This window comes from Bradyrhizobium prioriisuperbiae, from assembly GCF_032397745.1.
GTDB classification, from domain to species: Bacteria; Pseudomonadota; Alphaproteobacteria; order Rhizobiales; family Xanthobacteraceae; genus Bradyrhizobium_A; species Bradyrhizobium_A prioriisuperbiae.
In genome coordinates, this window is the sequence record NZ_CP135921.1 from 5,676,665 (window position 1) to 5,701,244 (window position 24,580).

Below are 24,580 nucleotides of genomic sequence, written 5' to 3' on the forward strand. Positions count from 1 at the left end.
CACTATTTCCGTCGCGTCGGTGTTAGGAGAGTCCGCACGCTGGTAACCGGGGACCCCACGATTGCCGCAATGTCGTTTGCGCCCAAGCCCATGTCAGCAAGGAAACGAACAATCTCGCCCACGCCCTGCTTACGCTTGCCCTTGGTGAAATCCTTGTCGTCAAGCAACTGCCGCATCGACAGCGCTATGAGGACGTTGAGTTTGCGCGATATGTCGTCCGAAAGCGCCTCACTGTTGCTGGCCATGACGCCTCGTCCCCTTCAACATCTTGTTGACGCTAGCGGTCGCTACGCGGAGGTGTTTCGCGATAGCCTGTTGCTTCACACCTTCGCGCGCCAATTCGAGCGCAAGGAGGTGCTGCAGCAGGGTGATGGCTGTATCTAGTTTTCCTTCCAAATCTGTTCCTTTTCCCTTCACGCGCTGGCTCCTTTTGTATCTTTGGGCTTCTTCATCAACTTCCCGATGCGGCTAACGCGGTGGATATCCACACCCACGATCTGCCGGATTTGATGCTGTCCGATCCCCGCGAGCACAAGCTGAACGATCATCATATCCTTCAGTAGCTCTTCTACGCTGCTTTGCCGTTCCTTCGCCTTTACCACGCTACTTCTCCTTCCGCTTCCGAATCCCCGACACCGACAGCTCTTTGTTTATGTGCGTCTGAGTCCGTCCGAGGATTTCAGCGATCTCGGAAGGGCGTATACCCAAGCCGTAGAGCACCTCGATCTGCTGCCGAAGAGACATTGGCCGGTCATCCTTGGGGCGAAGCATTAGGGCAATAACTACCTTTAACAGGCGGTTCGTTGATTCCAAAGAAGCAGGGTCCATATATATCAGCCTTCAAGAAAGATGTTGGTCTCGCCAATAATTAGTATGTGTATCTAAATTTTCAATGGATTAATATTTATATATATACATCAATTGCTTATATGAATGTTATGAAATACACTTTTTGTAGTATTATTGACGGAATTGCCGCAAGACTGATTCGGGGGGAATTCATGGCCGCTACCGCAGACAAGCAGCTTGAAGATATTAAACGCCTACTTGTCCTTCTTCTGATGAAGCTCGGCTCGTCCTCGGACGAGATCGCGCTGGCGCTGAGCGTCGATTCAAGCGCCGTACGGAGGCTTATTCCGGGGCGCAAGATCAAAAAGATCGTTTCGGAGCGAGGCGCCTGATGGTCGTCGCCGTCAACGACATTCGCTCCAATCCGCATGAGCAGATTGCTCATGCGGTGGCCGTTCTGAAACGATCAGCAGGCCTGCAGGAGATGTTTGAGGCGATCTGCAAGGGTGGAGCAAAGCCCAAGACAGTAACGCGGTTGATGGCGACCACCGGGCGAAGCCATGTGAACGTTCTTCAGCTTGGTGGTAAGCTGGCCGATGCCCAACTCGTGCAGAAGACCAAAGTAGGTGGCGAGACTGCGTATGCAAAGGATCGGTATCTTGCCTCTAAGCGGGCCATGATTCAGCGCCTAATCAAGGATCCAAAGAAGCTCGCCAAACTCCCGACAAAGTATTCGCCGCGCCAAAGTGTGGCCGCGAGCGTTAAGATCACCGTTCCACATGCAAAGATTCAGATTAGGGAAGTCACAGTTGACGACTTCGACCAGTTCTCCAAAGTCAAAAAGATCAAATCGGCACCGAAGAAGGTCGTGTCAGAACGCGCCTTTAAGGATGGCATTCTCAAACTCATCGGTGACTCTGGGAAGTTTCAAGATTGGGGCGGCGAGCCCAACGACCTCTACACCACCAAGCTTCGGCACAGGGGCGTGCGGCGCCCGATGGCGTTTGCGTTTAAGGGGCCGGCTACGACCGGCGAATTGACGCCTAAAAAACTCGGCAAGAATGGCGACCAGATACAGCGCCTATTTCTCTCCCCGGCGGAGGTCTTTATCGTCCAGTACCACGATCACGTGGGTCAGGCGGCCATCGAGCAGATGAAAGCCTTCGCCTCCTTGAATTCCGTACGCGAAGGGAAAGTGATTTGGTATGGGGTCATAGATGGTGACGACACTAATCGTCTTATTGCGGCCTATCCTCGTCACTTCAAACTGAAATAGATCTAAGTCTTAACACGCTTTGACTTTCGAACCGACTTACGATGGCAACGTCGTGCGGGTCCGGTTCCCGCCGTTCGCACCACCGATGTCTTGGCGAATCGGTGGTGCACACGGGAGATCGGACCATCCGGCTTGAAAATACCCTAGCAGGATGGCCCCAGATCCCGCGATCCCGGCATATAGGCAACGCTGAAGTTCGGCCGGGCCTGAATCCGGGCATACCAGTCTCTGACCCGCGGCAGTTCGCTCCACATCGTCGACAGGCCCAGGTCCTCCATCCGCACGATGGTCGGCGTGAGGCTGACGTCGGCAAGGGTGTAGTGGTCGCCGATCAGCCAGGGGCCGTCGGTGAGCGCCTGCTCCATCCGCTGCAGGGTCTGGTTCAGCTTGTCCAGGGCTTCGTCGATATCAGCCTGGCTGAAGCCGGTGCGGCCCATCTTGCGATAGAAGTGTTTTCGCAGCGGCAGCTGCTCGGTGTAGTCGAAGAATTGTTGGTCGCTCATCTGTGACCAGATCGGCACGAAATAGGCGTTGAACGAGGGCGGGCGGATCGCGGGTGTGGGCACCTCGTCGATATATTGCCGCCAGGCCCGCATCCGTGCGGCGATCTTGGGATCCTTCGGCCGCACAGGTCGCTCGGGATAGACATCTTCGAGATATTCGTTGATCACGGTGCTGTCGATCACCACGTCGCCGCCGTCGAGCAAAGTGGGGACCACGCCGTTCGGATTCATCTTCAGATATTCCGGCGAGAGGTGATCGCCCGATCCGAAGTGGATGACGTGGCTGGTCCAGGTGAGTTGCTTCTCGGCGAGCACCAGCCTGACCTTCTGGCTGCATGTCGAAATGGGCGCGTGATAGAGTTCGAGCATGATATTCCTCCCGTGTTGTCTCCGGCCAGCATCCGACAGTCCGGTGTGCGCTGGGAAATGCACAGTGGTTATCGCTCCCATGATCGTTTTGAAGGAAGGCTAGCGATGGATCTCGATGTCCTGAAAAGCTTCCGGCGCATCGTCGAGCTCGGCAGCGTGTCGCGGGCCGCGTCCGAACTCGGGATCTCCCAGCCGGCGCTGACGCGGCAGATGAAGCGGCTGGAGCATGAACTGGGCAGCGAGCTGCTGGTGCGGGACTCCCGGGGCGTGCAGCTCACGGAGGCCGGCGAGTTTCTATTGCCCCGCATCAGGCCGCTGCTCGATCAGGCCGCGCATGTCGCCGAGGAACTGTCGGAATGGCGCGGTGCACTGGCGGGGGACGTCGCCATCTGCATGCCCGCGTCGCTGCATCGCGCGGTCACATCGCCGCTGGTCGCCGATCTCCGGCGCACAGTGCCGGGGTTAAGGCTGCGGGTGATCGACGGCTTTGACGCGCTGCTGCACGATCAGTTGCGCGATGGCCTGGTCGATCTCGGTGTTCTGGTTCATGATCCCGAGCGGATTATCGATGGTGTCGACCAGACACCGTTGGTCCGCGAGCCGCTGATGCTGATCGGCCGGACATCGGCGTTTCCAGCCGATGCGCAGGTCAAGATCAGCGACATCGCCGACAAGGACCTGGCGCTTCCAGGCAAGCGAAACTACCTGCGCCATCGCATCGAAGCCTTGTTCCGAAAGAAGGGGCTCGCGCCGCGGATCGGGCTGGAGGTCGATTCGATGCGTCTCGCCAATGATCTTGTGATGGGCGGCGAATGCTTCTCCATCGTCCCGCAATCGGGGGTTGAAGTCGTGTCCCGAGCTGGCGTCGCAGCGTGGCCGATATCAGACGCGTCAATCTCCTGGGCGCTCTGTATTCAGAAACGGCGCCGGCAATCGCCGGTTGTCCGCCAGGTTGTCGCACGTCTCACAAGTTTTATGCTGCAGCCGCCGCGATCCAAGATCGCCTGATCGCGCTGCTCTTTTTTGGAAATCTGGAACCGCGTTAGCCGGCGCATTTTGCCGGTTGACATTCGTGCGGACGGATTCAAATATGCATTTCAAATGAGCATTTGAATTTTCATGACAACACGCGATCGCATCCTGTCAGCGGCTGAACGGCTCTTTGCGGAAAAGGGCGTCGAGAACGCCACGCTGAAGATGGTCACGCAGGAGGCAGGGGTGAACCTCGCCGCCGTGAACTATCATTTCGGCTCGAAGGAAGAGCTGGTGTTCGCGGTGTTCGACGATCTGGCCGACCGCATCTCGCGGCGGCGGCTGGCGCTGCTCGCGGCGCGGAAGCTGGCTGTTGGAGGCAAGCCGCTCGGCATCGAGGAGATCGTCTACTTCTTCATGGAGCCCTACGTGCTGCACGAGGGTGGGCGCGACGGCGCGCTGCTGATCAACATGATCCTGCACCACCGGGTGTCGCCGACGCGAACCGCTGAACGAATCCTGGCGAAATACTTCGACAAGGTTGCCTACAAGTTCGTCGAGGTGTTCACGGAATCGATCGGTCATCTCGACAAGAAAGCGCTGTGGTGGCGCTATTATTTCATGGTGAGTTCGATCCTGTTCACGGCGTCCGAGCGCGGGCAGGGCAATCGGCTGGCGCGGATCTCCGAAGGATCTGCTGATCTGAACAATCTCGATGAGCTGGTGCATCAGCTCACCATCTTTCTGGCCGCCGGGATGACCGCGCCAAAGGACAGTCCGCGCGTTCAATTGCCGCCTGGATTTACGACTGCGGACTCGCGCGCCGGCAATGCGCCAGCGCGACCCAAGGTCGCCGATAAGACGCCCGGCAAAAAGCCGGCGACATCAAAAAGAGTCAAGGGAGAGAATGATGAGCCGATGGCCATACGAAAAAGGACTTCACGATCTCGGTAACGGCTGCTTTGCCTGGCTGGTGCCGGACGGGTCGTGGGGATACAGCAACGCCGGCCTGATCGTCGACGGCGACGACAGCCTGCTGGTCGATACGCTGTTCGATCTCAAATTGACGCGGGAGATGCTGGCCGGCATGCGCACCAAGGTGCCGCAAGCCACCCATATCGACACCCTGGTCAACACCCACGCCAATGGCGACCACACCTTCGGCAATCAGCTGGTCGCAGACGCGCGCATCATCGGCACCAAGGCCTGCGTCAGCGAAATGCTGGAGCGGCCGCCGGAGTTCCTGCGCGAACGCATGGCCAACTGGCAGCAGCTCGGCGAAGCCGGGGCGTTCATGCACGAAGTGATGGGCAGTCGTTTCGATTTCGAAGGCGTCGTGAATACGCCGCCGACGTCGGCGTTCGATGGCGAGATGTCGCTGCGGGTCGGGGCCAAGGAGGTCAAGTTGCTGGAAGTGGGACCGGCCCACACCCACGGCGACCTGCTGGTGCATGTGCCCGAGGATCGCGTGGTGTTTACCGGCGACATCATGTTCGTGAAGGGGCATCCGGTGGTCTGGGCCGGACCGATCTCGAACTGGATCAAGGCATGCGACCAGATCCTGGCCTGGGATGTCGAGACCGTCGTGCCCGGCCATGGTGCCATCACTGACAAAAACGGTGTGCGCGAGCTCAAGACCTATTTCGAATTCATCCTGGTCGAGGCGCGCAAGCGGTTCGATGCCGGCATGACCGACGAGGAAGCCGCGCGCGACATTTCATGGGATGCGTTCCGCGACTGGGGTGATCCGGAGCGGGTGTTCGTCAATGTCAACGCCGCCTATCGCGGTTTCGTCAACGATACGAATCCGCCCGATGTCATGCGCATGTTCAGCCTGATGGCGGAGGCGCATTTCAAAAGAAAGGCCGCTTGCCCGGCCTGCGGTGGTCACGGCGACACGCATTCGCATTGAGGGGAGCCAGTCATGCTGACGCTCTACAACAATGCCTATTCGACCTGCAGCCAGAAGGTGCGGCTTTGCCTGCACGAGAAGGCGCTGGACTGGGACGATCGGCAGATCAACTTCCGCCTGCAGGAGCATCTGGCGCCGGAGTATCTGAAGCTCAATCCCAATGGCGTCGTGCCCACGCTGGTGCACGATGGCAGCCCGGTGGTCGATTCCTCGGTCATCATGGAATACCTCGACGAGGTGTTTCCGGACACGCCGATGACCCCGCGCGATCCGGTGGCGCGTGGACAGATGCGCGCATGGATGCGTTATTTCGAGGAAGTGCCGACGGTGGCGGTGCGGTTTCCGTCGTTCAACCAGGCCTTTGTGCGGCACTTCAGGGAGCTCGACGAGACCGAGTTCAATGGCGCGGCCGACGCGCGTCCGCTGCGCAAGCATTTTTTTCAGCAGATGGGGCAACAGGGGTTCAGCAAACGCGACGTCCGCAACGCGCTGGAACGCTTTCGCAACACGGCTGTGCGGATGGACACTGCCCTGCAGGACGGCCGCCCATGGCTGCTGGGCGATCAACTGACCATTGCGGACGCCTGCGTCGCGCCGCTGTTCGACCGCATGGACGATCTCGGTCTGGCGTGGCTGTGGGAGCGGCAGCTGCACACGGCCGGCTGGCTCGATCGTTATCGCGCACGCCCGGCCTACGGCGCCACCTTCTATGAGCGAACGCGGCTGTCGTCGATTTATCCCGATCTGCACGACACCGTCCCCGGACGCGACCTGCTTGAGGAGATGGCGCCATGAAGCTCGTGACCTTCGAGGCGGAGGGCGCACGTCATATCGGCTGTCTGCTGGCCGACGGCGAGGTGATCTCGGACTTCACGGCGGCTGATCCCTCGGCCGTTCATTTCCACGACATGCTGGCGCTGATCGATGGCGGCGCCGGCGCGCTGGACCAGGCCCGGGCGCTGGACCGAGCGCCGAAGAAGACAATCAAGCTCTCCGACGTATGCCTGCTGGCGCCCGTACCGGAACCGCGACAAATGCGCGACTTCCTGTGTTTCGAGCAGCATCTGCGGCAGGCGCGGGCGAACCGTCCACTGTTTTCCGGCGGTGCGCCGCTCGATCCGGCATCGATCGAGCTGCCGCAGGTCTGGTACGAGCAGCCGATCTATTACAAGTGCAATCGTTTCAGCGTGATCGGCACGGGACAGGACGTGCTGTGGCCGCGCTATTGCAAGCAGCTCGACTACGAACTCGAATTCGGCGCCGTTCTCGCCCGCGGCGGCAAGAACATTCAGCGCGAAGACGCGCGCTCGCACATCTTCGGCTACTGCATCTTCAATGACATGAGCGCACGGGACGCGCAGATGAAGGAGATGGCGGGGCAGCTGGGGCCTGCGAAAGGCAAGGACTTCGACACCGGCAACGTCCTCGGCCCATGGCTGGTGACGACTGACGAAATTCCCGATCCCTACGACCTGACCATGATTGCCCGCGTCAACGGCAAGGAATGGTCGCGCGGCAATTCGGGATCGATGAAGCACAAGTTCGAGGACATTTTGGCCCATGTCTCCGACGAGGAGACGCTGCACGCCGGGGAGTTCTTCGGTTCAGGCACAGTCGGCAACGGCTGCGGGCTGGAGCTGGGACGTTTCCTGCAGCCAGGCGACGTGGTCGAACTCGAAATCGATGGCCTCGGAATTCTGACCAACAAGGTCGTGGTGCAGGCCTGATCTCGATCGGGGCCGGGCTGCAAAAATAAAACGACCAATCCAACAACAACACAAGGAGGGAACAACCATGCGTGATCGCATCATTGGACTGGCCGTCACAGCGGGCGTACTCGCGGCAGCGCTTTCACCGGCGCGCGCGGACAAGATCGTGCTCGGGTTTTCGGCATCGACGGCATTTTCGACGGCGTTCGTCGCCGCCAACGAAGGTCTGTTCAAGAAGCACGGCCTTGATATCGAAATGAAGCTGGTGCCGAATTCGTCGACCACACCCGCGGCGCTGATGGCCGACAGCCTTCAGGTCGCGACTCCGACGGCGCCGATCACCATGCAGGCGATCGAGCAGGGGCTCGATCTGGTCGTGCTGGCCGGCGGCGGTTACTACACCAAGGGCATCGAGGATGTCGCCGTGATGGTGCGCCCCGACAGCCCGATCAAAACCGCGAAGGATTTCGAAGGCAAGCGGGTCGCCACGGCCGGCTTGAACGGCTTCCTGCATGTGCTGTTTCGCAAATGGATGGCCGACAATGGCGGCGACTACAAGAAGGTGAACTTTACGGAGGCCGCCTTTGCCCAGCAGATCGATGTGCTGCGTGGCGGCCAGGTGGACGCCATTCTGGCCGTGCAGCCGTTCCTTTCCCGCGGCCTTGAGACCAATGCCGGAAAAGTCGTGGCCTACTACATCGCAGCTTTGGAGGGCGAAACGCTCTCGGGCTGGTTCGTCGCCACCCGGGCCTGGACGGCGAAGAATCCCAAGGACGCCGCCGCGTTCCAGGCAGCGATGAAGGAGGCCACCGACATGATGCAGAAAGACCCCAGCATCGTGCGCACGGCCAACCTCGTTTACATCCCGTTCCCGGCGGAGGTTCAGGCCAAGTTTTCCGAAGGCAAGTATCGGTTTGAAGTCCAGCCCGAGGCGATCGACAAGTGGAACAAGATCGCGCTGGAACAGAATATGCTCAAGAAGCCGCTGGATCCGGCCAAGATCGTTTACAAGCCATGATCGCGGCGGTGTCCAAAGTGCAGGTTGGTGCTGTTCCCGAGGTGGCCGCTCCGGTGATGGCCGTCGACGATCTCTCCTATGTCGTCAATGGCCCGAGCGGGGAGTTGCTGATCCTGAAGAACGTGTCGCTTGCGGTGCGCAAGCGCGAGTTCGTCTCCATCGTCGGCGCATCAGGCTGCGGCAAGACCACGCTGCTGCGGCTGATGGCCGGGCTGCTGCGTCCGACCGAAGGGCAGGTCACCTTCAACGGCGCAACCGTGACCGAGCCGCACCAGCAGCTCGCGGTCGTATTCCAGGATTACGGCCGGGCCCTGCTGCCATGGCGCACGGTGGCGGACAACGTGTCGCTGGCGCTCGAAGCGCGCCGGGTGCCGGGGGCGGAACGGCCGGCCATCATCAGTGGATTGCTGCAGAAGGTGGGGCTGGGCGACCGGCATGACGCGTTTCCGCTGCAGCTCTCCGGCGGGATGCAGCAGCGCCTGCAGATCGCGCGCTGCCTGGCCCAGCAGCCGGAGGTGCTGCTGATGGACGAGCCGTTCGGCGCGCTCGATGCCATGACGCGGCAGAACCTGCAGGACGAGGTTGCCCGCCTGTCGGCGGAGAGCGGCACCACCGTGATCTTCGTCACCCATGACCTGGAGGAGGCGATTTATCTCGGCGATCGCGTCATCTCGATGGAAAGCCGTCCCGGCCGGATCAGCGAAGTGGTCGAGATCGACCTGCCGCGGCCGCGGCATCAGCTCCGAACCCGGGAGGATGCGCGTTTCCTGGCCTACCGGCATCGCCTGTTCGATCTGCTGCCGACCACGGGGCACTGACATGACGGGATCGCTCAAGGGGCTGATCTTTCCGGTGGCCGTGCTTCTGCTATGGGAGATTTTGGCGCGCAGCGGATTTTTCACCTCAACCAGTCTCTCCAATCCCAGCGCGATCGTCGCGGCAGGTTGGGGACTGGTGCTGGACGGCTCGCTGTGGCGGGCGACACGCGAGACCTTCGGGGCCGCGCTGGGCGGCATGGCCATTGGCGCGGTTCTCGGCATGACCGTCGGCGTGGCGTTCGGGCTGTCGCGGTTGCTGGCCTCGCTGATGCGGCTGTCGATGGAGTCGTTGCGGCCGGTGCCGTCAGTGGCGCTGATTCCGCTGGCGCTGCTGATCTATGGCTACGGCTATCGCATGGAAATCGCGGTCGTCGCCTTTGCCTGTTTCTGGCCGGTGATGATCGTGACTGAGAGCGCCGTGCGAGGCATCGAGCCGCGCCTGATCGAAGTCGCCCGGGCGCTGAAGTTTCCGGTGTTCGAACGGGTCACCAAGATCATCCTGCCGGCGGCGCTGCCGCGGGTCTTTGTCGGGCTGCGGCTGGCCGCGGCGATCTCGCTGGTGGTCGCGGTCACCGTCGAGATCACCACCAATCCCATTGGGCTTGGCTATGGCCTGATCGTGGCGCAGGAAGGCGACCGGGCCGACCGGGTCTTTGCCTTCCTGTTCTGGATCGGGTTTCTCGGCTGGCTGCTGAACGCGCTGCTGCTGCGCGCGCAGCGGCACTGGTTCGGCAAATACGGCAACTGGATGGAGACCGCACGATGACCGCGCGCGGGTCCCTGGTCGGGGCGGGAAGCCTCGTGGTGCTGCTGCTTCTCATCGGACTGTGGCAACTGGCGTCGAATGCGGAGCTGATCCCGCAGGCGTTTTTCCCCGGCCCGGACCGGAGTTTCGGCACCCTGTTCGAGCAACTGGGCACCGAGGAGTTCTGGTTCGCGTTCTCGGAAACCCTGCGGCGGATGTTCTTTGGCTTCGTGCTGGCGTCGATCCTGGGCGTTGCGCTTGGTACCGCATTGGGATCGTCGCCAAAAGTGCGCGAATATCTCGAGCCGACGCTGGAGTTGATCAGGCCTTTGCCGGCCTCCGCGGTGATCCCGGTGTTCGTGCTGATGCTCGGCCTGAACGAGCGCATGATCATCTGCGTGATCGCGTTCGGCTCGATCTGGCCGGCGCTGCTCGGCACCGTGCATGGCTTCAAGACCGTCGAGCCTCGCCTGTTCGAGGTGTCGCGCATCCTGCACCTCGGCCGGCTGGAGATGATCTGGAAGATCGCGCTTCCCAACGCGCTGCCGGATATTTTCGCCGGGTTGCGGCTGGCGCTCACCGTGTCGCTCATCCTTGCCGTGGTCACGGAAATGCTCTCCGGATCGAACGGCCTCGGACACAACATCATCCTGGCCGCGCGCTCCTTCCGCAGCGCCGATCTGTTCGCCGGCATCATCGTGCTGGGCGCGATCGGTTATGTTACCAACGCCGTGCTGGAGCGGGTGGAACGGCACATGCTGCGATGGCGGCAGTGACGGCGGGATCAAACAAAAACAACACAGGAGACGTTGCATGAAACTTGTCACCTTCGTCGCTGATCAAGGCGAGCAGCGTTGCGGCGCCCTGATCGAAGACGGCAGCCGAATCGTCGACCTGCAGGCGTCGCATCACACACGCTGGAGCAGCGAGGCGCCCGCGCTCGCCAGTGTGCTCGCGATTGCTGAGGGCGGGGCAAACGCGCTGGACCTCGCCGCCGACCTTGTCGCGCATCTTGTAAAGACCGGAACCGGCGTGACCGTCGCGCGTGATGCTGTGCGGTTAGATGCGCCGATCCCGCGGCCGCCGCAGATGCGCGACTTCCTGTGTTTCGAAAAGCACCTGGTCCAGGCCTTCCACCAGGCACGCGTGGTGCGCGCCAGGGAGACGCCCGATCCGGAAGCGGCGATGCGCGAGATGGAGGCCAAGGGCGTGCTCGCCATTCCGGCCGTCTGGTATGAGCGTCCGATCTTCTATCACCCTAATCGTCTCAACGTGGTCGGCCCGGAGACCGAGGTGGTCTGGCCGCCTTATTCGCAACTGATGGACTTCGAGCTGGAATTCGGCGCCTACATCGGCCGCAAGGGCAGGGACATTCCCAAGGACAAGGCGCGCGACCACATCTTCGGCTACACCATCTTCAACGATTTCTCCGCCCGCGACGAGCAGACCCGGGAGATGCCGGGCCAGCTCGGCCCCGGCAAGGGCAAGGATTTCGACGGCGGCAACGCCATGGGGCCGTGCCTGGTCACCGCCGACGAGATCGGCGATCCCTACCGGCTGACCATGATCGCCCGCGTCAATGGCGAGGAATGGGCGCGCGGCAACAGCGGCGAGATGTCCTGGACATTCGAGGACTGCATCGCCCACGCCTCCCGTTCCGAGACCATCCATCCCGGCGAGTTTTTCGGCTCCGGCACCGTTGGCGGCGGCTGCGGCCTGGAGACCATGCGATTCCTGAAATCCGGCGATGTCGTCGAGCTCGAAGTCGAGGGCATCGGCGTGCTGCGCAACCGCGTCGTGCGCGCTGGCTGAGCGCCACGATCTTTTTCACAACAAAACACGAACGGGGAATACACCGATGCCGTATCGCATTCGACGCGTGGTCACGGGCCATGACAAGGACGGAAAATCCAAAATCCTGATGGATGGCCTGGCGCCGAACATTCTCGAGATGGCCTCGATGCCCGGCGTCGCGCTGACCGACCTCTGGCGCACCAAGACATCACCCGCATCCAACATCGGCAACGCCGACACCGCGACCGGCAAGATCAAGCTCGAGCCACCGGAAAGCGGGACCATCCTGCGCATTGTCGAGTTTCCGCCGGACAAGGCCTGGCGCGACACTGCGAACGCCGCCACCGCCTTCAAGTCGATCGGCGCCGGCCATGCGCCCGATCATGCTTCCGGCGACCCCATGATGCACACCACAGCCACGGTGGACTACATCATCGTCCTGCAAGGCGCGATCTATGCCATCATGGACAATGAGGAAACGCTGCTGGAGCAGGGCGACATCTTGATCCAGCGCGGCACCAACCATTCCTGGAGCGTGCGCGGCGACGAGCCATGTATCGTTGCGGCAGTTCTGGTGGGCGCGAAGCCGGTCGGGCGGCTGGCGCGGGCGGCCAAGGCGAAACCGAAAAGCAGACCGAAGGCGCCCGTGAAGCGGAAGAACGCCGCCAAGGCGGTGAAACGCAAGAAGTGATGATGGCGATCCGGACTTTCAAAAAAGCTTTGCAAAACGGCTGATGCAGCCGGCGAGCCAGGTTACGGTCCGGCGCGTTGTCAGGCACCGTAGCCGCTCGCTGACTGACGTGCTCGGAATCTGGGAATTGCCTTCTGGTGGTCCGCCGCAAACCGTTCCAGTTCTCCAGCCAACCGATCGAGCACACTTGCCCAGTCCCTGGATCCAGGTTGGCGCAGCAGGCGCGCGGCCGGGTACCACGGCGTGTCGGCGCGCTCATAAAGCCACCGCCAGTCCAGAATATGTGGCAGCAGTATCCAGGTCGGCTTGCCGAGCGCGCCTGCCAGATGCGCGACGGAGGTGTCCACGGCGATCACCAGATCCATGGCGCTCGCCGCCGCCGCGGTGTCCGCGAAGGTCGTCAGCAGCGGCCCCAGGTCGACAACCCTGCTCTTGAGCTGTTCGAGTACGGGGCGATCGTCCGCGCGGGGGTCCTTTTGAAGGCTGAAGAGTTGGACGCCGGGGATCAGAAGGCGGGGCAAAATAATGTCGGCCGGCAGAGACCGCTTTCGGTCCTGCAGATGGCCGGGGCTTCCCGTCCAGACGACGCCGACTTTGAGACCGGCGTATTCAGCAAGCCTCTGTCGCCATTCGGCGGCCTTTGCCGGGCCGACCCTGAGATACGCCTCCCCCGGGATGGTCTCGATGCTGGTTCCGAGTTCGTAGGGAAGGCTCATCAGCGGCACATGCAGATCAAACGGCGGCTCCGGCTCGTCACGGGAGATCACGGTGACGTCCAGGCTGTCGCGCAACAACTCGGTCAATGGGGGCTGAACCTGCAGAACGACCGGGCCTCCGGTCGTCGCGGCGGCGGACACGAAGCGGACAAACTGCAGGGTGTCGCCGAGGCCTTGCTCCGCATGAATCAACAGGGTTCGGCCGTTGCGAGGTTCTCCGCTCCAGCGCGGCACGTCGAATGGCCTCTGCCTGAACCTCGGCGCCGGATGACAAAGCCTCCACTCGTATTCGCAGAAGCCCGCTTTGAGGTCACCAGCCAGCAGCAGATGCATCGCGTGATTGTAGTGAAGCTCCGGATCGGCGGGCTTGAGGTCCACCGCGCGGCCGGACATCTCGATGGCCGGCTGGCTCATGCCCAGGTTGCTCAACGCGATGCCCAGATTGGTATGGCCTTCGGGCGAATCCGGATCGAGACGGATGGCGTGTCTGTAGGCCGCGACCGCGCCTTCCGGATCGTCTCGCTTGCTCTGAATAATCCCGAGATTGAGATAGGCGCCGGCGTTGTGCGGAGCGAGTTCGATGGCCTTGTCGCAGGCCGCGCTCGCTTCAGTCAGGCGCCCTTGCCGCGCCAGGGCAGCCGCGAGGCTGGCGTGGATATCCGACCGCCCCGGCGCCGCCAGGGCGGCGAGCTGGTACATCGAAACCGCCTGGTCCGTCCGCCCGAGCCTGAGCAGAAGCCTGGCCATGATCAGATAGGCTTCAAGGTCGTCAGGCTGAAGCTCGACCGCGCGGCCGCACGCCGACAGCGCGTCGGTGAGCTGTCCATCCTGTGCGAGCGCCAATGCGAGATTGCGATATCCCGGGCCGAATTGAGGGGCGAGGGTGATGAGTTCGCGGTAGGCCTCGATGGCGCCGGCCAACTCGCCCTGATCCATCAGGCGATTGCCACGGTTCAGAACGGCTTCGATTGATGCTGCGGTGTCTCCCGTTTGTTTGTCCATCCCTGCTTGGTCCCGTTACATACCGCTGGGTTAAACGGGCGAGAGTAGGGTTTCCGGCAACATAGTGTGATTGGCGTGCAAAAATGTGCGCAGCCACGCGAAGCGCGAAGATCGGCGATTACGACACGTTGGTGGCCCGCGTGAGGGCTCTGCTGCGCCAGATGGTATTCGAGCGGGCGGAGAGCCATCTGCGCCTCTACCAGATGGTCTGCAACGGAGCCGAGGCAAAAGAGGTCAATGTCAAAGTCCGAAACGCGTTTCCGGGCACGCCGGAACGCATGTTGGAGCATGTCAGGCTTTGGGAGCGGATCGCCGCTGAAATCGCGGCCTCGGCACCGCCTGATGCGGAGGCGCGGTCCGTCGTGAATACGGAAGCAGTGGTGGAAGCTGCCTTTTTCAACGCATCCCATGGCGAGGGAATTTATCTGCCGATCCTTTACTGGAAGGATACGCAAGGTCAGCTGCAGTGTGCCTTCATATCGCCTCGGCCACTCGGCACCTACGCCAACCTGCTGCTGGAATACGATCCGGATTGGACGGTGGAACGGAAGGTGGTCAACCGCAACGCCTGCGGTTTCACTGCAACGCCCTCGCTGGCGATCTTTGCGACGGGACGTTTGGGAATCTGCTGCCTCGATCTGAACAGCACTGCAACGTTCGGCAAGCTTTCCGATTACGGGAGTTTGCGCGAAGCGCTAACCAGCCGCGAAGCGTTGCAGATGTTCGCGGAGCTGTCGAATGGCGTTGCCAGCAGTCGTGGGTGTCAGATTTGTATGGGAACCGGCAAGCAGCTGTGCGCGCCTGGCCACGCCGGCACGGTTTAATCGACAGTTGAAGCGCATCTCCGTTCGCCGGTCTCCGACCGGTGCCCGCACCACGCATCTCTCAGTCAGCGACGCGCGCGACGTCCTCACAGCCACGCATACAGCACCACTGCATTGAACGAGACTGCCGCGGTCAGCGCCAGCGGGACGGCCAGATGCAGGCTCCAGACGGTGGTTGCGAGGATCTTCGTCATGGGAAAAAGATGGCGCGATTCCACCCGGCGAGTCCCAAAGTATATTTTCGGGGACAGAGAGCCCCCATTTACTTTCGATTCACGACTCGGAGTCCGGCTGCCGAGGGTGTCCGACGCGGGGATTGCGGCGCGCTGACGCCGCAGCGCTTTCGTGCCGAAACGTTTGTTAAGCTACTGGAAAATAAATATAAAAATCCGAATCGCGGTGCCCGCTGCTCGCTTTGGATGGGCCGGGCTTGGGTCTCGGCATGGCCTCAATCCCGACACGCGGCTACGCTTTACGCAACGGCAATCCGTTCTGTTTTAAGAAAAGTCCGCATGACCCATCGTTCGAATATCAGCCTGATCCGTCGCGCCGCGGCCGTCACCGTCGTCTGTCTCGCTGGTGCCGTGTCGGGATGCTCGAATCTTCCCGACAACGTCGTGTCGGCCGCGTTTGTCGATCCCGCGAAATACGATCTTTATGATTGTACCCAGCTGCGCACGGCGCGGACGGGCACGGCCGCGCGTCTGAAGGAATTGAACGGACTGTCGGACAAGGCGAAGACCGGCGCGGGCGGTGCAGCGGTGGCCGAGGTCGCTTATGGCAATGATATCGTGACCACGCGGGCGCAGGCCAAGCTGATCGAGGATGTCTGGCAGCGCAACAACTGCGACAGCGCGCCGGTGCCGCCACAGAAGCCGGATCCCGCCGCGGCGGCGAAGGATCTCAACGCCACAGGTCAGCGCAACCGTACCGGTGTTCGCTGATAAAGCCAGCTTTCGCGATCAACTGGCGTCGGCCTTCCAATCGTAAATCCAGTCCTGCCGCGACAGCAGCCGTTCGCCATCGAGCAGCCGGATCACCGTATCGCGCGCGACGGCCAGCGGTCCGCGCAGGTGATAGATCTGTCCGGTGTGCCGCGCGGTGCGCTGCATGCGGGCGACGCGCGCCCGTCGCTGCGTGCTGTAGCGGACCAGCGCGGCGGGCACCTCGTTCGGCGTTGTCATGTCGGCCAAGCTTTCGGCCAGCACGGCTGCGTCCTCGATGGCCATGCCGGCGCCTTGCGCCACGAACGGCAGCATGGCGTGCGCAGCGTCGCCCAGCAGTGCGACGCTGTTGTTGGTCCAGGACGCTTCGGCATCGACGGCAAACAGGGCCCAGCGTCGCCAGCTGTCCACGGTGCCCACCAGCGACCGGGCGGCGGGCGGCCATCGACCAAGGTCAAACTGCTGCGCGATGTCGGCTGTGTCGGCGGCTTCGTCCCATCCCTGCGCACTCCAGCTGCCGGTCGAAATTGCCACCACATTGATACGTTCGCCGCCGCTCATCGGATAAGCGACGAGATGCGCGTTCGGCCCCAGCCATAATTGCACACCGTGGCGATTGAAATCCTGCGGCAATCGCCCGGCATCGACGGTGCCGCGCCAGGCGATGCGTCCGGTGAAGCGGGCTTGCATCTTCGGAAACACCTGTTGCCGCACGGTGGACCAGACCCCGTCGGCGCCGATCAGCGCCAGCGCCGTCTCCTTGAGGAGGCTGTCTCCCGTGCGCTGGGTGACGGTGACGCCGTCGGCACTGTCGACAACGTCCTCAACGGATGTACCCAGCCGCAGCTCGATATCAGCGATATCACCGATGCGCGCGAGCAGGGCCGCCTGCAGATCCGCGCGATGCACGATCCAGTACGGCGCGCCGTAACGCGCGCCCGCCTGCGCGCCGAGCGGGATGCGCCCGATCTGCCGGCCGGTCCGCGCACTCATGATGTGGACGGCATCGGGCACGATCACGCGCGACGCGAGAAGCGGCGCAACGTCGAGAGATATCAGGATGCGGCTGGCATTGGGGGAGAGCTGCAGGCCGGCGCCGGCCTGTTCAAGCCGCTCGGCCTTTTCCAGCACAACGATGCGGAAACCCCGGGACGCGAGCGCGAGTGCTGCGGTCAATCCCCCGATGCCGGCTCCCGCGATGAGGATGGTCCGGGACCGGGGCACGTTCGTGCTAAGCGGCTTTGTCCTTCAGCCGGCATTCCGGCGGACGCGATTCACCGGCCGCCAAGTCAGCCGCGAAACGATACAGCGTCGAGCAGTAGGGGCAGATGATTTCGGTGTCGTTGCCGAGATCGAGAAACACGTGCGGATGGTCAAACGGTGGATTGGCACCCACGCACATGAACTCCCTCGCGCCGATCTCAATGACCGGAACCCCTGCGTCATTGTGAAAGTGAGGAACGACGTGATCAGCCATACTTTTTTATCCACCTGTCATGCAGCCCATCGGGACTGCGCCTGCAAACGTTTTCACCAAGCAATTTCAACATATCCCGCGAAATGACCAGATTTCGCGGGGGTGTGCCGGCGAAGGCGCGCGGCACCATACTTTCCAACAACGGTAAGTTCCAGACATTGCACCCCAGAATCGACGACAATCGAGTCCGTTGATTCCAGGCTCACTTGCACCATGGAAATTCGACACAATCTTGTCGGTATGGAGAAGCCCTCCTTTCGTCGCCATAGACTTAAGTCAGGGGTTGTCCGTCGGAGTTATCGCGGCCTGCCTCGCAAAGGCGTATGAACAAGGCGCGCGGAGAACTGGCTGGGGGATACCGTTTTCGGATGCTGTTCGCAGGTCGACCGATCATTGTGGCTGTGGCGGCTGGCGCGGTTTGCGCGGCGGCTTTGATTGCGCTGTGGCCGCAGGCGCGCGCCGCGGGCGAGGTGTTGTGGGCGCAGGACGATCCGGCCTCCCTGTCGGATGCGCAGATGAAAGTGGCGCTCGGCGGCGCGGATGCGGTTGTGCGCCGGATCGAGGACGCGCTGGCCGCGAATGACGCTGAACTTGCACAAAGTTTTATCGATCTCGCTGTGACCAACGGCGTTGCGATTCCCGAAACGGTGACCACGCGCGTCGCGCAAGCGGTCGAGGTGGAAAACTCCGCGGCCCATGCCGCGACCCGTTTCGCGACGGGGCTTGTCACCGGCGAGGCCGACGATCTGGCCAGCCTGTCCGGCACGGTGGCGGGCGATCTCTTTGTGTTCGGCGATATCCGCGACGTCGTGCGTGAGGGCAAACGGCTGGCCACGGGCGAGGAGCCCGACCGGCTGGTGCTTGGGCTTGCGACGGCCGGCCTTGCCATCACCGCGGCAACTTATGTCTCCGTCGGCGGCGCCGCGCCGGTGCGGGCAGGTTTGACGCTGGTCAAGGACGCCCGCAAGACCGGCCGCCTCGGCGCCGGCCTCGCCGGATGGGCCGGGCGCTCGGCGCGCGATGTGGTCGACACTGCGATGCTGCGGGAGGCCGTGACCACCGCATCCGTGGCGCGGCCCGGCGCCAGCATCACGGCCATCAAGGCGGCTTTCCGCGCGGAGAAAGCGGGCGCCTTGCTGCGGGCGGCCAAGGATGTCGGCCGCGTCAGCGAGCGGGTCGGAACACGCGGCGCGCTGGAGACCTTGCGGGTCGCCGAGGGGCCAAAGGACATTGCGCGCGCCGCGCGGCTGGCGGAGGCCAAGGGCGGCCAGACGCGGGCGATCCTGAAACTCTTGGGACGCGGAGCGCTGCTGCTCGCAGCCGGCGCGTTCAATCTCACTTTGTGGGTGTTCTGGGCGGTGCTGGCGCTGTTCGGCGTGCTGTCCTCGATCAAGGCCACCACCGAACGCGCGACTTACTGGTGGATCGGACGCGCCAAGGCGCGCAAGAAGGTGCGCAAGGCCCGGCGGCAAGCCGCGGCGATGGCCGCCACCGATGCCTTAACTTCGCCACGTCCGCCGGTGGAATTGGTGCATAACACCCTTGCCGCGCCAGCCTAAATTGACTAGGCCGGTTATCGTTCTTCCCCCACAATATGGATTGATCCCGATGCCGAGCTTCCACAACGGCTCCGTTGAAATTGCCTATCTCGACGAAGGCGAGGGCGATCCGATCGTGCTGATTCACGGCTTTGCGTCCAGCATGAGCGTCAACTGGGGCTATACCGGCTGGGTGTCCGAGCTGCGCAAGGCCGGACGGCGGGTGATCGCGCTGGACAACCGCGGCCATGGCGGCTCCAGCAAGCTCTACGATCCCGAGGATTATCATATCGGCACCATGGCCGGGGACGTTGGTGCATTAATGGACCATCTCGGCATCCCCCGCGCCGACCTGATGGGTTATTCCATGGGCGGCCGCATCACCGCCTATCTCGCTTACTCAGCCCCCGAGCGCGTCCGCTCGGCGATCCTGGGCGGCATCGGCATCCGCCTGATCAAGGACGCGGTCCTGGCCGAAAACGTTGCCCAGGCCCTGGAGGCCGACGACGCGGCCGGCATCACCGACCCGCTGGGAAAGACCTTCCGCAGCTTCGCCGACCAGACCCGTTCCGACCGCCGGGCGCTCGCCGCCTGCATGCGCGGCTCGCGCCGGCTGATGACATCAGAGGAGGCCGCCGCCATCACGGTTCCGACCCTGATCGCGGTGGGGACGGTGGACGACGTGGCAGGCTCCGCCCACGCGCTGGCGGAGGTGATTCCGCAGGCCCAGGTGCTCGATATCCCGGACCGGGACCACATGCGCGCCGTTGGCGACCGGGTCTACAAGGCCGGGGTCAAGGATTTTCTGGCCCAGCGCCCCTGAGGACGATCCCGGGCGGTACGTCCGTCCGGACAAAGCAACCCTGCCGCGCGCGCGCCGGTTCCCCCTTGTGGCGGGATTGTCGTCTTTTTTAGACGCACTATGTGGTAGGATCGTTCTCCCATAGGGCTCGCGGATAAACCAAAATGGCGAAATCTCACCTGGACGCACAACCCGTGCTCTCGACCGTCGATCCGATCTGGACGCGTGTCCGCGCCGAGGCGGAAGACATCGTGCGGCGCGAGCCGGAACTCGCGACCTTCATCTTTTCCACCGTGCTGCATCATGAGCGCCTGGAGCAGTCCGTGGTGCACCGCATCGCCGAGCGGCTCGATCACACCGCGCTGTCCGGCGACCTGATCCGCCAGGCCTATGATGAGGCGCTGCGTGACCAGCCGGATCTCGGCAATGCATTCCGCGCCGATCTGGTCGCGGTGTTCGATCGTGATCCCGCGACCTCGCGCTTCATCGATCCCTTGCTTTACTTCAAGGGCTTCCATGCCATTCAGGCGCATCGCCTGGCGCACTGGCTCTGGCACAAGGGTCGCAAGGATTTCGCTTACTACGTCCAGAGCCGCTCGTCGGCGGCGTTCCAGACCGACATCAATCCCGCTGCGAAAATCGGCCGCGGGATTTTCCTCGATCATGCCACCGGCCTCGTGGTCGGCGAGACCGCGGTGATCGAAGACGACGTCTCGATCCTGCACGGCGTTACCCTCGGGGGCACCGGCAAGGAAAACGAGGATCGTCATCCCAAGGTCCGCCAGGGCGTGATGATCGGCGCGGGTGCGAAGATTCTCGGCAATATCGAAGTCGGCCGCTGTGCGCGCATTGCCGCGGGCTCGGTGGTGGTGAAGCCAGTTCCCAACAACGTGACTGTGGCCGGCGTGCCGGCAAAGGTGGTCGGTGCCGCCGGCTGTTCCGAGCCGTCGCGCACCATGAATCAGATGCTCGGTGCGAACGGTTTCGACGCCTCGATCTGAAATTTGAAATTTTTATGATTTGAGGGGCGAATAATTTTCCGGCTTTGATATAGAGCGTTTTCCAGCGAAGTGGACACCGGTTCCCCCGCGACAAACGCGAAGCGTTTGCGCGGAGAAAACGCGTCAAAACGAAAATCTAGAGCTTCCGTTCCGATTCTATCGGAACGGAAAAAGCTCTAGCGGTCGGGCGCGGATCGGCCTAAACCCTGCGCATCCCTCTTTTTGTTGGAGACGCTCGTGGACGTTCAGGAAGTCAGGAAGCTCGATGCTTATTTGAAGCGTCTTTTCGGCAACGCGAAAATTCGCGTGGTGCCGCGGCCGAAGAAGGACGATTCCGCCGAAGTCTATATCGGCGAGGAATTTGTCGGCGTGCTGTTCGTCGACGATGAAGACGATGATCGTTCGTATCAGCTGCAGATCGCGATCCTCGAGACCGATCTCGAAGAGCAGGTCTGATCGTCTTCCATTCGATCAAGTTGACGCCGCAGATGGTCATTGCCGTCTGCGGCGTTTTCGTTTGATCGCAATCAGCTCTGTGGCTTGTAGATCTGCGCGACGATGCGATCCATTGCGCCGGCGATCGCTCGCCAATCAGCCAGCCAGCCGCGCGGGAAGCGGAAGGTCAGGTCGGCGCCATCGAGGCGGCGTTCGCTGAGGCACATGCCGGGCGTTTCGCCGTCGCGGGTGCAGCGGGCCACCAGGGACGGCGAGGCGGCGACAAAGAGGTCCTCGTTCGCATAGGGCGTGTTGTCGCGAAAGGCCTGGGCCGTGAGGCCGTCGTCGGTGCGCGCGGCTCCGGCGGCCAGGTAGCGCGGATAGATGGTGCGGGTGCGTTCGTCCGGCGCGAGCGCTTCGCCATGTGCTGCGATCGACAGGAAGATCGCGTCGATCGACGGCTCGGTGTCCTCAACCGTTTCGGCGCTGATGCGCTTGCGCGGTTCGCCCGCCGCCAGCGACGGATAGGCAAAGCTGAGGTCGACGCGCTCCTGCGGACCGGTATGTCGCTGCACCTTCATGCGCATGCTTTCGGTGGGCACGTTGAACACCATGCCCCCGACGCTGATCGGCAGCCGCGACGGATCGCTGACCGCCTGGGGGGTCCAGGTGGGCCATAACAGATAACAGACGGCAGACACCGCGGCGGCGCCGATCACGCCCGACAGCAGAGCCGGCACCACATGACTGCGGCGCTTGCCGGGTCGCGCGCGCCGGCCGGAAACGGACATAAGCAACGTCATCAGAACTGCAGTTCGCAAATCGAGGGAAGGGCGAATCAATCGCCGGAGTATGCCACGCGGATCGCGAAGCCAAAGCGGGGGCGTGCGCGTCGAGTCATGCGGCAGTCGCAGTTCCGGCCGCGGTCGTTAACCTTTTCTTAAGGATGTGCTGGCGCGCGGCAACGCATTTTGCGAAGCAGGAGCATCGCGTAGCGGGGTGGGGCTGTCGATGTCGCCGGATGTGTTGAATTCGCTGTTCTCGCTGCTGATCGGTTTTGCCCTGGCGGGTGCATTGACCAGCGGTTACCAGGCGATGGCCAATCAACCCGCAGGCTTCGCGCTGTTGCAGCAGGGCGTCGCGCCGATGACCTTCGCCGCGGTGCCGTTCCTGGTGTTCGCCGCTCCCTTCATCATCATGCGCAACACAGTGCGTGGCCGCAAAATCGAAAAGCGGCGCGCTGAGTTCGTCATGTTGGCGACGGTGCTCGCCGGCTTCTGGAGCATGATGTGCGGCACGGTGTTTCTGCGGCTCCTGGAAATCACCGGCCTGTTCGCCTAGAGCCCTGTCGAAAACAGGGCTCCAGGTTTTTAATTGGCGCATTTTTTTGACGCGAACCCGCCTCCACTTCGCTTGAAAACACTATCGTTTTTAGCATCTAGCGGTCTCGCTTTCCGGTCCTGATCCGTGGCAATCTCGCCGCGATTTGAGCATCAGAAGAAAGCGTGGCATGGCGATTTATGAACTGGACGGGCGCTCGCCCCAACTTCCCTCGGACGGACACTATTTCATCGCAGACAGCGCCGAAGTGATCGGCAATGTGCGGCTTGGCCCAAACGCCAGCGTCTGGTTCGGCTCAGTGCTGCGCGGCGACAACGAGCTGATCGATATCGGCGAGGGCTCCAACGTGCAGGACAACTGCACCTTTCACACCGATCCGGGATTTCCGCTGACCATCGGCCGGAGCTGCACCATCGGGCATAACGTCATCCTGCACGGCTGCACCATCGAGGATGGTGCGCTGATCGGCATGGGCGCGATCGTCATGAACGGTGCACGGATCGGAAAGGGGTGCGTGGTCGGCGCCGGCGCAATCATCACGGAAGGCAAGACGTTCTCCGAGAACTCGCTGATCGTCGGCGCCCCCGCCAGGGTGATCCGCACCATCGATCCCGCCCAGGCTGGTGCGCTGTTTCGCGGTGCTAAGCACTATGTCGCGAACGGCCAACGTTTCAAGGCCGGCCTGAAGAAGATCGGCTGATCGGGAGGTCGCGGTTATGTCGACATCAGAGACAGCAGCGCCGCGATCGATCGCTGAGATCGCGAGCTATCACGCCCATGTCTACTACGATCCGGCGTCGTCGCGGGGGGCGGCCGAACACCTTCGCACGCTGATCGGCGAACGCTTCCGGCTGCGGCTCGGCAACTGGCATGACCTCAAGGTCGGGCCGCACGATCAGGCGATGTTCCAGGTCTCGTTCGCGAAGGAGCTGTTCGCGACACTGGTGCCGTGGCTGATGCTCAATCACGGCGGCCTGAGCATCCTGGTCCATCCCAACACCACCAATCCACGCCGCGATCATCTGATCGATCCGCTCTGGATCGGCACACCGGTCGTGCTTCATGGCGAGAAGTTGCCCGAGCACGACGATGCGGAAGACGCGCTCGAACCCAACACCATGCCGCATCTGCCGGCATGAGCCGGGATCGGCATAGACGTCCAGTTTGAGTGAGACGAATATTCCGCAGTTCACTGCATTTCTATCTTGCGCGATTGGCCGTATTGCGTCCGACGTTCTTCAAAAGATGCGGCTGTGTTGGAGCAGGGAGAACGGCAGCGAGAGCTGCCAAGATTTTAGGCGAGTATTGTTGTGAACGCTGTCTCTGCCAGCGGCGACAAACCGTGGAAGTTTCCATCGGAGAGTTGCAATGGGATTGCTTCACATTTACGACGCGGACGATTGGCGCATCAGGTCGACAGCAAACCGGTCGGATTCGTCCTGCCGCGTCGGGGTCACCAGCGGGGACCTGGCCGCCTCGCTGGATCCGTTGCTCAGTTTGGGTCGGATCTACGATCGCATCCTGTTCGAAACCCATGGCAGCCCGGGCACGATTTACTTTGGCGACAATTCCTTCGATGCGGATTGGTTTCGCTCGGTCATTCCACGCGGGTATTCCAGATTGGCGATCCGCAACGCTCGCGTCTACTTCAACGGCTGCAATGTCGCCGATGGTAAGGAGGGTTGGCGCTTCCTTGAGGCGGCCGCCGCACTTTTTCTCACGCCGGGCGGTGGCCAGGTCTTCGGTCAGACGTCAATAGGATTTAGCAACCTCTTCAACGGCCACGTTGTTCACCTGTGGGGCCGCACGCGCACGCTATTTGTCGACGCGAACGGCCGGATACTCGAGCGTTTTGCACAATAGCGTACGTCGACGTTTCGATGCATCTGCGATTGGATGCGGCA

31 protein-coding genes are annotated in these 24,580 nt (G+C 62.3%); 23 read left to right on the plus strand and 8 right to left on the minus strand.

The features are described from left to right. Positions 1–2 precede the first annotated feature (2 nt). The 3 genes from RS897_RS26820 to RS897_RS26830 are packed head-to-tail and all read right to left on the minus strand — an operon-like array spanning position 3 to position 602. Positions 3–245: a hypothetical protein gene (locus RS897_RS26820; protein ID WP_315831739.1), complete on the minus strand. Its 243-nt coding sequence runs from the start codon at positions 243–245 to the stop codon at positions 3–5. Next, on the minus strand, positions 229–417 hold the full coding sequence (locus tag RS897_RS26825; RefSeq protein ID WP_315831740.1) for a helix-turn-helix domain-containing protein: 189 nt from the start codon (positions 415–417) through the stop codon (positions 229–231). The genes RS897_RS26820 and RS897_RS26825 overlap by 17 nt, the downstream gene beginning before the upstream one ends. After that, positions 414–602: a hypothetical protein gene (locus RS897_RS26830; RefSeq protein WP_315831741.1), complete on the minus strand. Its 189-nt coding sequence runs from the start codon at positions 600–602 to the stop codon at positions 414–416. The genes RS897_RS26825 and RS897_RS26830 overlap by 4 nt, the downstream gene beginning before the upstream one ends. A gap of 399 nt (positions 603–1,001) precedes the next feature. Here RS897_RS26830 and RS897_RS26835 point away from each other — a divergent pair, with 399 nt between their 5' ends. Together RS897_RS26835 and RS897_RS26840 are read left to right on the plus strand one after the other, a co-directional pair. After that, positions 1,002–1,181: a hypothetical protein gene (locus tag RS897_RS26835; RefSeq protein WP_315831742.1), complete on the plus strand. Its 180-nt coding sequence runs from the start codon at positions 1,002–1,004 to the stop codon at positions 1,179–1,181. Further along, positions 1,181–2,065, plus strand: a complete 885-nt coding sequence (locus tag RS897_RS26840) for a hypothetical protein (protein WP_315831743.1) — start codon at positions 1,181–1,183, stop codon at positions 2,063–2,065. The genes RS897_RS26835 and RS897_RS26840 overlap by 1 nt, the downstream gene beginning before the upstream one ends. A gap of 143 nt (positions 2,066–2,208) precedes the next feature. Here RS897_RS26840 and RS897_RS26845 read toward each other — a convergent pair whose 3' ends face one another. After that, positions 2,209–2,937, minus strand: a complete 729-nt coding sequence (locus RS897_RS26845) for a glutathione S-transferase family protein (RefSeq protein WP_315831744.1) — start codon at positions 2,935–2,937, stop codon at positions 2,209–2,211. A gap of 105 nt (positions 2,938–3,042) precedes the next feature. Here RS897_RS26845 and RS897_RS26850 point away from each other — a divergent pair, with 105 nt between their 5' ends. The 11 genes from RS897_RS26850 (at position 3,043) to RS897_RS26900 (ending at position 12,596) form a co-directional block, all read left to right on the plus strand. Next, positions 3,043–3,945: a LysR family transcriptional regulator gene (locus RS897_RS26850; protein ID WP_315831745.1), complete on the plus strand. Its 903-nt coding sequence runs from the start codon at positions 3,043–3,045 to the stop codon at positions 3,943–3,945. A 111-nt stretch (positions 3,946–4,056) separates the two neighbouring features. Then, complete coding sequence (locus RS897_RS26855) at positions 4,057–4,863, plus strand: TetR/AcrR family transcriptional regulator (protein ID WP_315831746.1); 807 nt, start codon at positions 4,057–4,059, stop codon at positions 4,861–4,863. Continuing rightward, on the plus strand, positions 4,820–5,821 hold the full coding sequence (locus tag RS897_RS26860; protein WP_315831747.1) for an MBL fold metallo-hydrolase: 1,002 nt from the start codon (positions 4,820–4,822) through the stop codon (positions 5,819–5,821). The genes RS897_RS26855 and RS897_RS26860 overlap by 44 nt, the downstream gene beginning before the upstream one ends. A 12-nt stretch (positions 5,822–5,833) precedes the next feature. Further along, positions 5,834–6,616: a glutathione S-transferase family protein gene (locus tag RS897_RS26865; protein WP_315831748.1), complete on the plus strand. Its 783-nt coding sequence runs from the start codon at positions 5,834–5,836 to the stop codon at positions 6,614–6,616. Beyond that, positions 6,613–7,548 carry a fumarylacetoacetate hydrolase family protein gene (locus RS897_RS26870; protein ID WP_315831749.1) on the plus strand — a complete coding sequence of 312 codons (936 nt, stop codon included), beginning with the start codon at positions 6,613–6,615 and terminating at the stop codon, positions 7,546–7,548. The genes RS897_RS26865 and RS897_RS26870 overlap by 4 nt, the downstream gene beginning before the upstream one ends. 67 nt (positions 7,549–7,615) lie before the next feature. Then, entirely contained in the window at positions 7,616–8,548 is a 933-nt protein-coding gene (locus RS897_RS26875) for an ABC transporter substrate-binding protein (protein WP_315831750.1), read from the plus strand. 8 nt (positions 8,549–8,556) lie between these two features. Next, complete coding sequence (locus tag RS897_RS26880) at positions 8,557–9,366, plus strand: ABC transporter ATP-binding protein (protein ID WP_315831751.1); 810 nt, start codon at positions 8,557–8,559, stop codon at positions 9,364–9,366. A 1-nt stretch (position 9,367) separates the two neighbouring features. Next, positions 9,368–10,132: an ABC transporter permease gene (locus RS897_RS26885; RefSeq protein WP_315831752.1), complete on the plus strand. Its 765-nt coding sequence runs from the start codon at positions 9,368–9,370 to the stop codon at positions 10,130–10,132. Further along, entirely contained in the window at positions 10,129–10,887 is a 759-nt protein-coding gene (locus tag RS897_RS26890) for an ABC transporter permease (protein ID WP_315831753.1), read from the plus strand. Before RS897_RS26885 ends, RS897_RS26890 begins: the two co-directional genes overlap by 4 nt. 37 nt (positions 10,888–10,924) lie before the next feature. Then, positions 10,925–11,923: a fumarylacetoacetate hydrolase family protein gene (locus RS897_RS26895; RefSeq protein WP_315831754.1), complete on the plus strand. Its 999-nt coding sequence runs from the start codon at positions 10,925–10,927 to the stop codon at positions 11,921–11,923. 46 nt (positions 11,924–11,969) lie between these two features. Further along, positions 11,970–12,596 (plus strand): cupin domain-containing protein, encoded by a 627-nt coding sequence (locus RS897_RS26900; protein ID WP_315831755.1) that lies wholly within the window; start codon positions 11,970–11,972, stop codon positions 12,594–12,596. A gap of 80 nt (positions 12,597–12,676) precedes the next feature. Here the strand turns inward: RS897_RS26900 and RS897_RS26905 are convergent, their stop codons facing one another. Next, a complete protein-coding gene (locus RS897_RS26905) occupies positions 12,677–14,314 on the minus strand; it encodes a tetratricopeptide repeat-containing glycosyltransferase family protein (protein WP_315831756.1) in 1,638 nt (545 codons plus the stop codon). Between the two features lie 83 nt (positions 14,315–14,397). Here RS897_RS26905 and RS897_RS26910 point away from each other — a divergent pair, with 83 nt between their 5' ends. Next, positions 14,398–15,138, plus strand: coding sequence for an SPASM domain-containing protein (locus RS897_RS26910; RefSeq protein ID WP_315831757.1), 741 nt, complete (start codon positions 14,398–14,400; stop codon positions 15,136–15,138). 512 nt (positions 15,139–15,650) lie between these two features. Continuing rightward, the gene (locus RS897_RS26915) at positions 15,651–16,082 is read left to right on the plus strand and encodes a twin-arginine translocation pathway signal (protein WP_315831758.1); all 432 of its coding nucleotides are present in this window, start codon (positions 15,651–15,653) and stop codon (positions 16,080–16,082) included. Positions 16,083–16,100: 18 nt separating this feature from the next. Here the strand turns inward: RS897_RS26915 and RS897_RS26920 are convergent, their stop codons facing one another. Both RS897_RS26920 and RS897_RS26925 read right to left on the minus strand, forming a co-directional pair. Further along, entirely contained in the window at positions 16,101–17,306 is a 1,206-nt protein-coding gene (locus RS897_RS26920; protein ID WP_315831759.1) for an FAD-dependent monooxygenase, read from the minus strand. Positions 17,307–17,313: 7 nt separating this feature from the next. Further along, on the minus strand, positions 17,314–17,559 hold the full coding sequence (locus RS897_RS26925) for a zinc-finger domain-containing protein (RefSeq protein ID WP_315831760.1): 246 nt from the start codon (positions 17,557–17,559) through the stop codon (positions 17,314–17,316). 368 nt (positions 17,560–17,927) lie between these two features. On the opposite strand from RS897_RS26925, the gene RS897_RS26930 reads away from it, so the two are divergent. The 4 genes from RS897_RS26930 to RS897_RS26945 all read left to right on the plus strand — a co-directional run bounded on the left by RS897_RS26930 (position 17,928) and on the right by RS897_RS26945 (position 21,356). Continuing rightward, the gene (locus RS897_RS26930) at positions 17,928–19,118 is read left to right on the plus strand and encodes a hypothetical protein (RefSeq protein ID WP_315831761.1); all 1,191 of its coding nucleotides are present in this window, start codon (positions 17,928–17,930) and stop codon (positions 19,116–19,118) included. A 49-nt stretch (positions 19,119–19,167) separates the two neighbouring features. Next, positions 19,168–19,920: an alpha/beta fold hydrolase gene (locus RS897_RS26935; protein ID WP_315831762.1), complete on the plus strand. Its 753-nt coding sequence runs from the start codon at positions 19,168–19,170 to the stop codon at positions 19,918–19,920. 143 nt (positions 19,921–20,063) lie between these two features. Next, entirely contained in the window at positions 20,064–20,900 is an 837-nt protein-coding gene (cysE, locus tag RS897_RS26940) for a serine O-acetyltransferase (RefSeq protein WP_315831763.1), read from the plus strand. 237 nt (positions 20,901–21,137) lie between these two features. Further along, positions 21,138–21,356 (plus strand): DUF3126 family protein, encoded by a 219-nt coding sequence (locus tag RS897_RS26945; RefSeq protein ID WP_315831764.1) that lies wholly within the window; start codon positions 21,138–21,140, stop codon positions 21,354–21,356. Between the two features lie 71 nt (positions 21,357–21,427). Here RS897_RS26945 and RS897_RS26950 read toward each other — a convergent pair whose 3' ends face one another. Continuing rightward, positions 21,428–22,138 (minus strand): hypothetical protein, encoded by a 711-nt coding sequence (locus RS897_RS26950; protein WP_315831765.1) that lies wholly within the window; start codon positions 22,136–22,138, stop codon positions 21,428–21,430. A gap of 208 nt (positions 22,139–22,346) precedes the next feature. On the opposite strand from RS897_RS26950, the gene RS897_RS26955 reads away from it, so the two are divergent. The 4 genes from RS897_RS26955 (at position 22,347) to RS897_RS26970 (ending at position 24,539) form a co-directional block, all read left to right on the plus strand. Then, complete coding sequence (locus RS897_RS26955) at positions 22,347–22,676, plus strand: DUF6949 family protein (protein ID WP_315831766.1); 330 nt, start codon at positions 22,347–22,349, stop codon at positions 22,674–22,676. A gap of 169 nt (positions 22,677–22,845) precedes the next feature. Continuing rightward, on the plus strand, positions 22,846–23,376 hold the full coding sequence (locus tag RS897_RS26960) for a gamma carbonic anhydrase family protein (protein ID WP_315831767.1): 531 nt from the start codon (positions 22,846–22,848) through the stop codon (positions 23,374–23,376). Between the two features lie 16 nt (positions 23,377–23,392). Further along, a complete protein-coding gene (locus RS897_RS26965; protein ID WP_315831768.1) occupies positions 23,393–23,815 on the plus strand; it encodes a DOPA 4,5-dioxygenase family protein in 423 nt (140 codons plus the stop codon). A 229-nt stretch (positions 23,816–24,044) separates the two neighbouring features. Then, entirely contained in the window at positions 24,045–24,539 is a 495-nt protein-coding gene (locus RS897_RS26970) for a hypothetical protein (protein WP_315831769.1), read from the plus strand. Positions 24,540–24,580 lie beyond the last annotated feature (41 nt).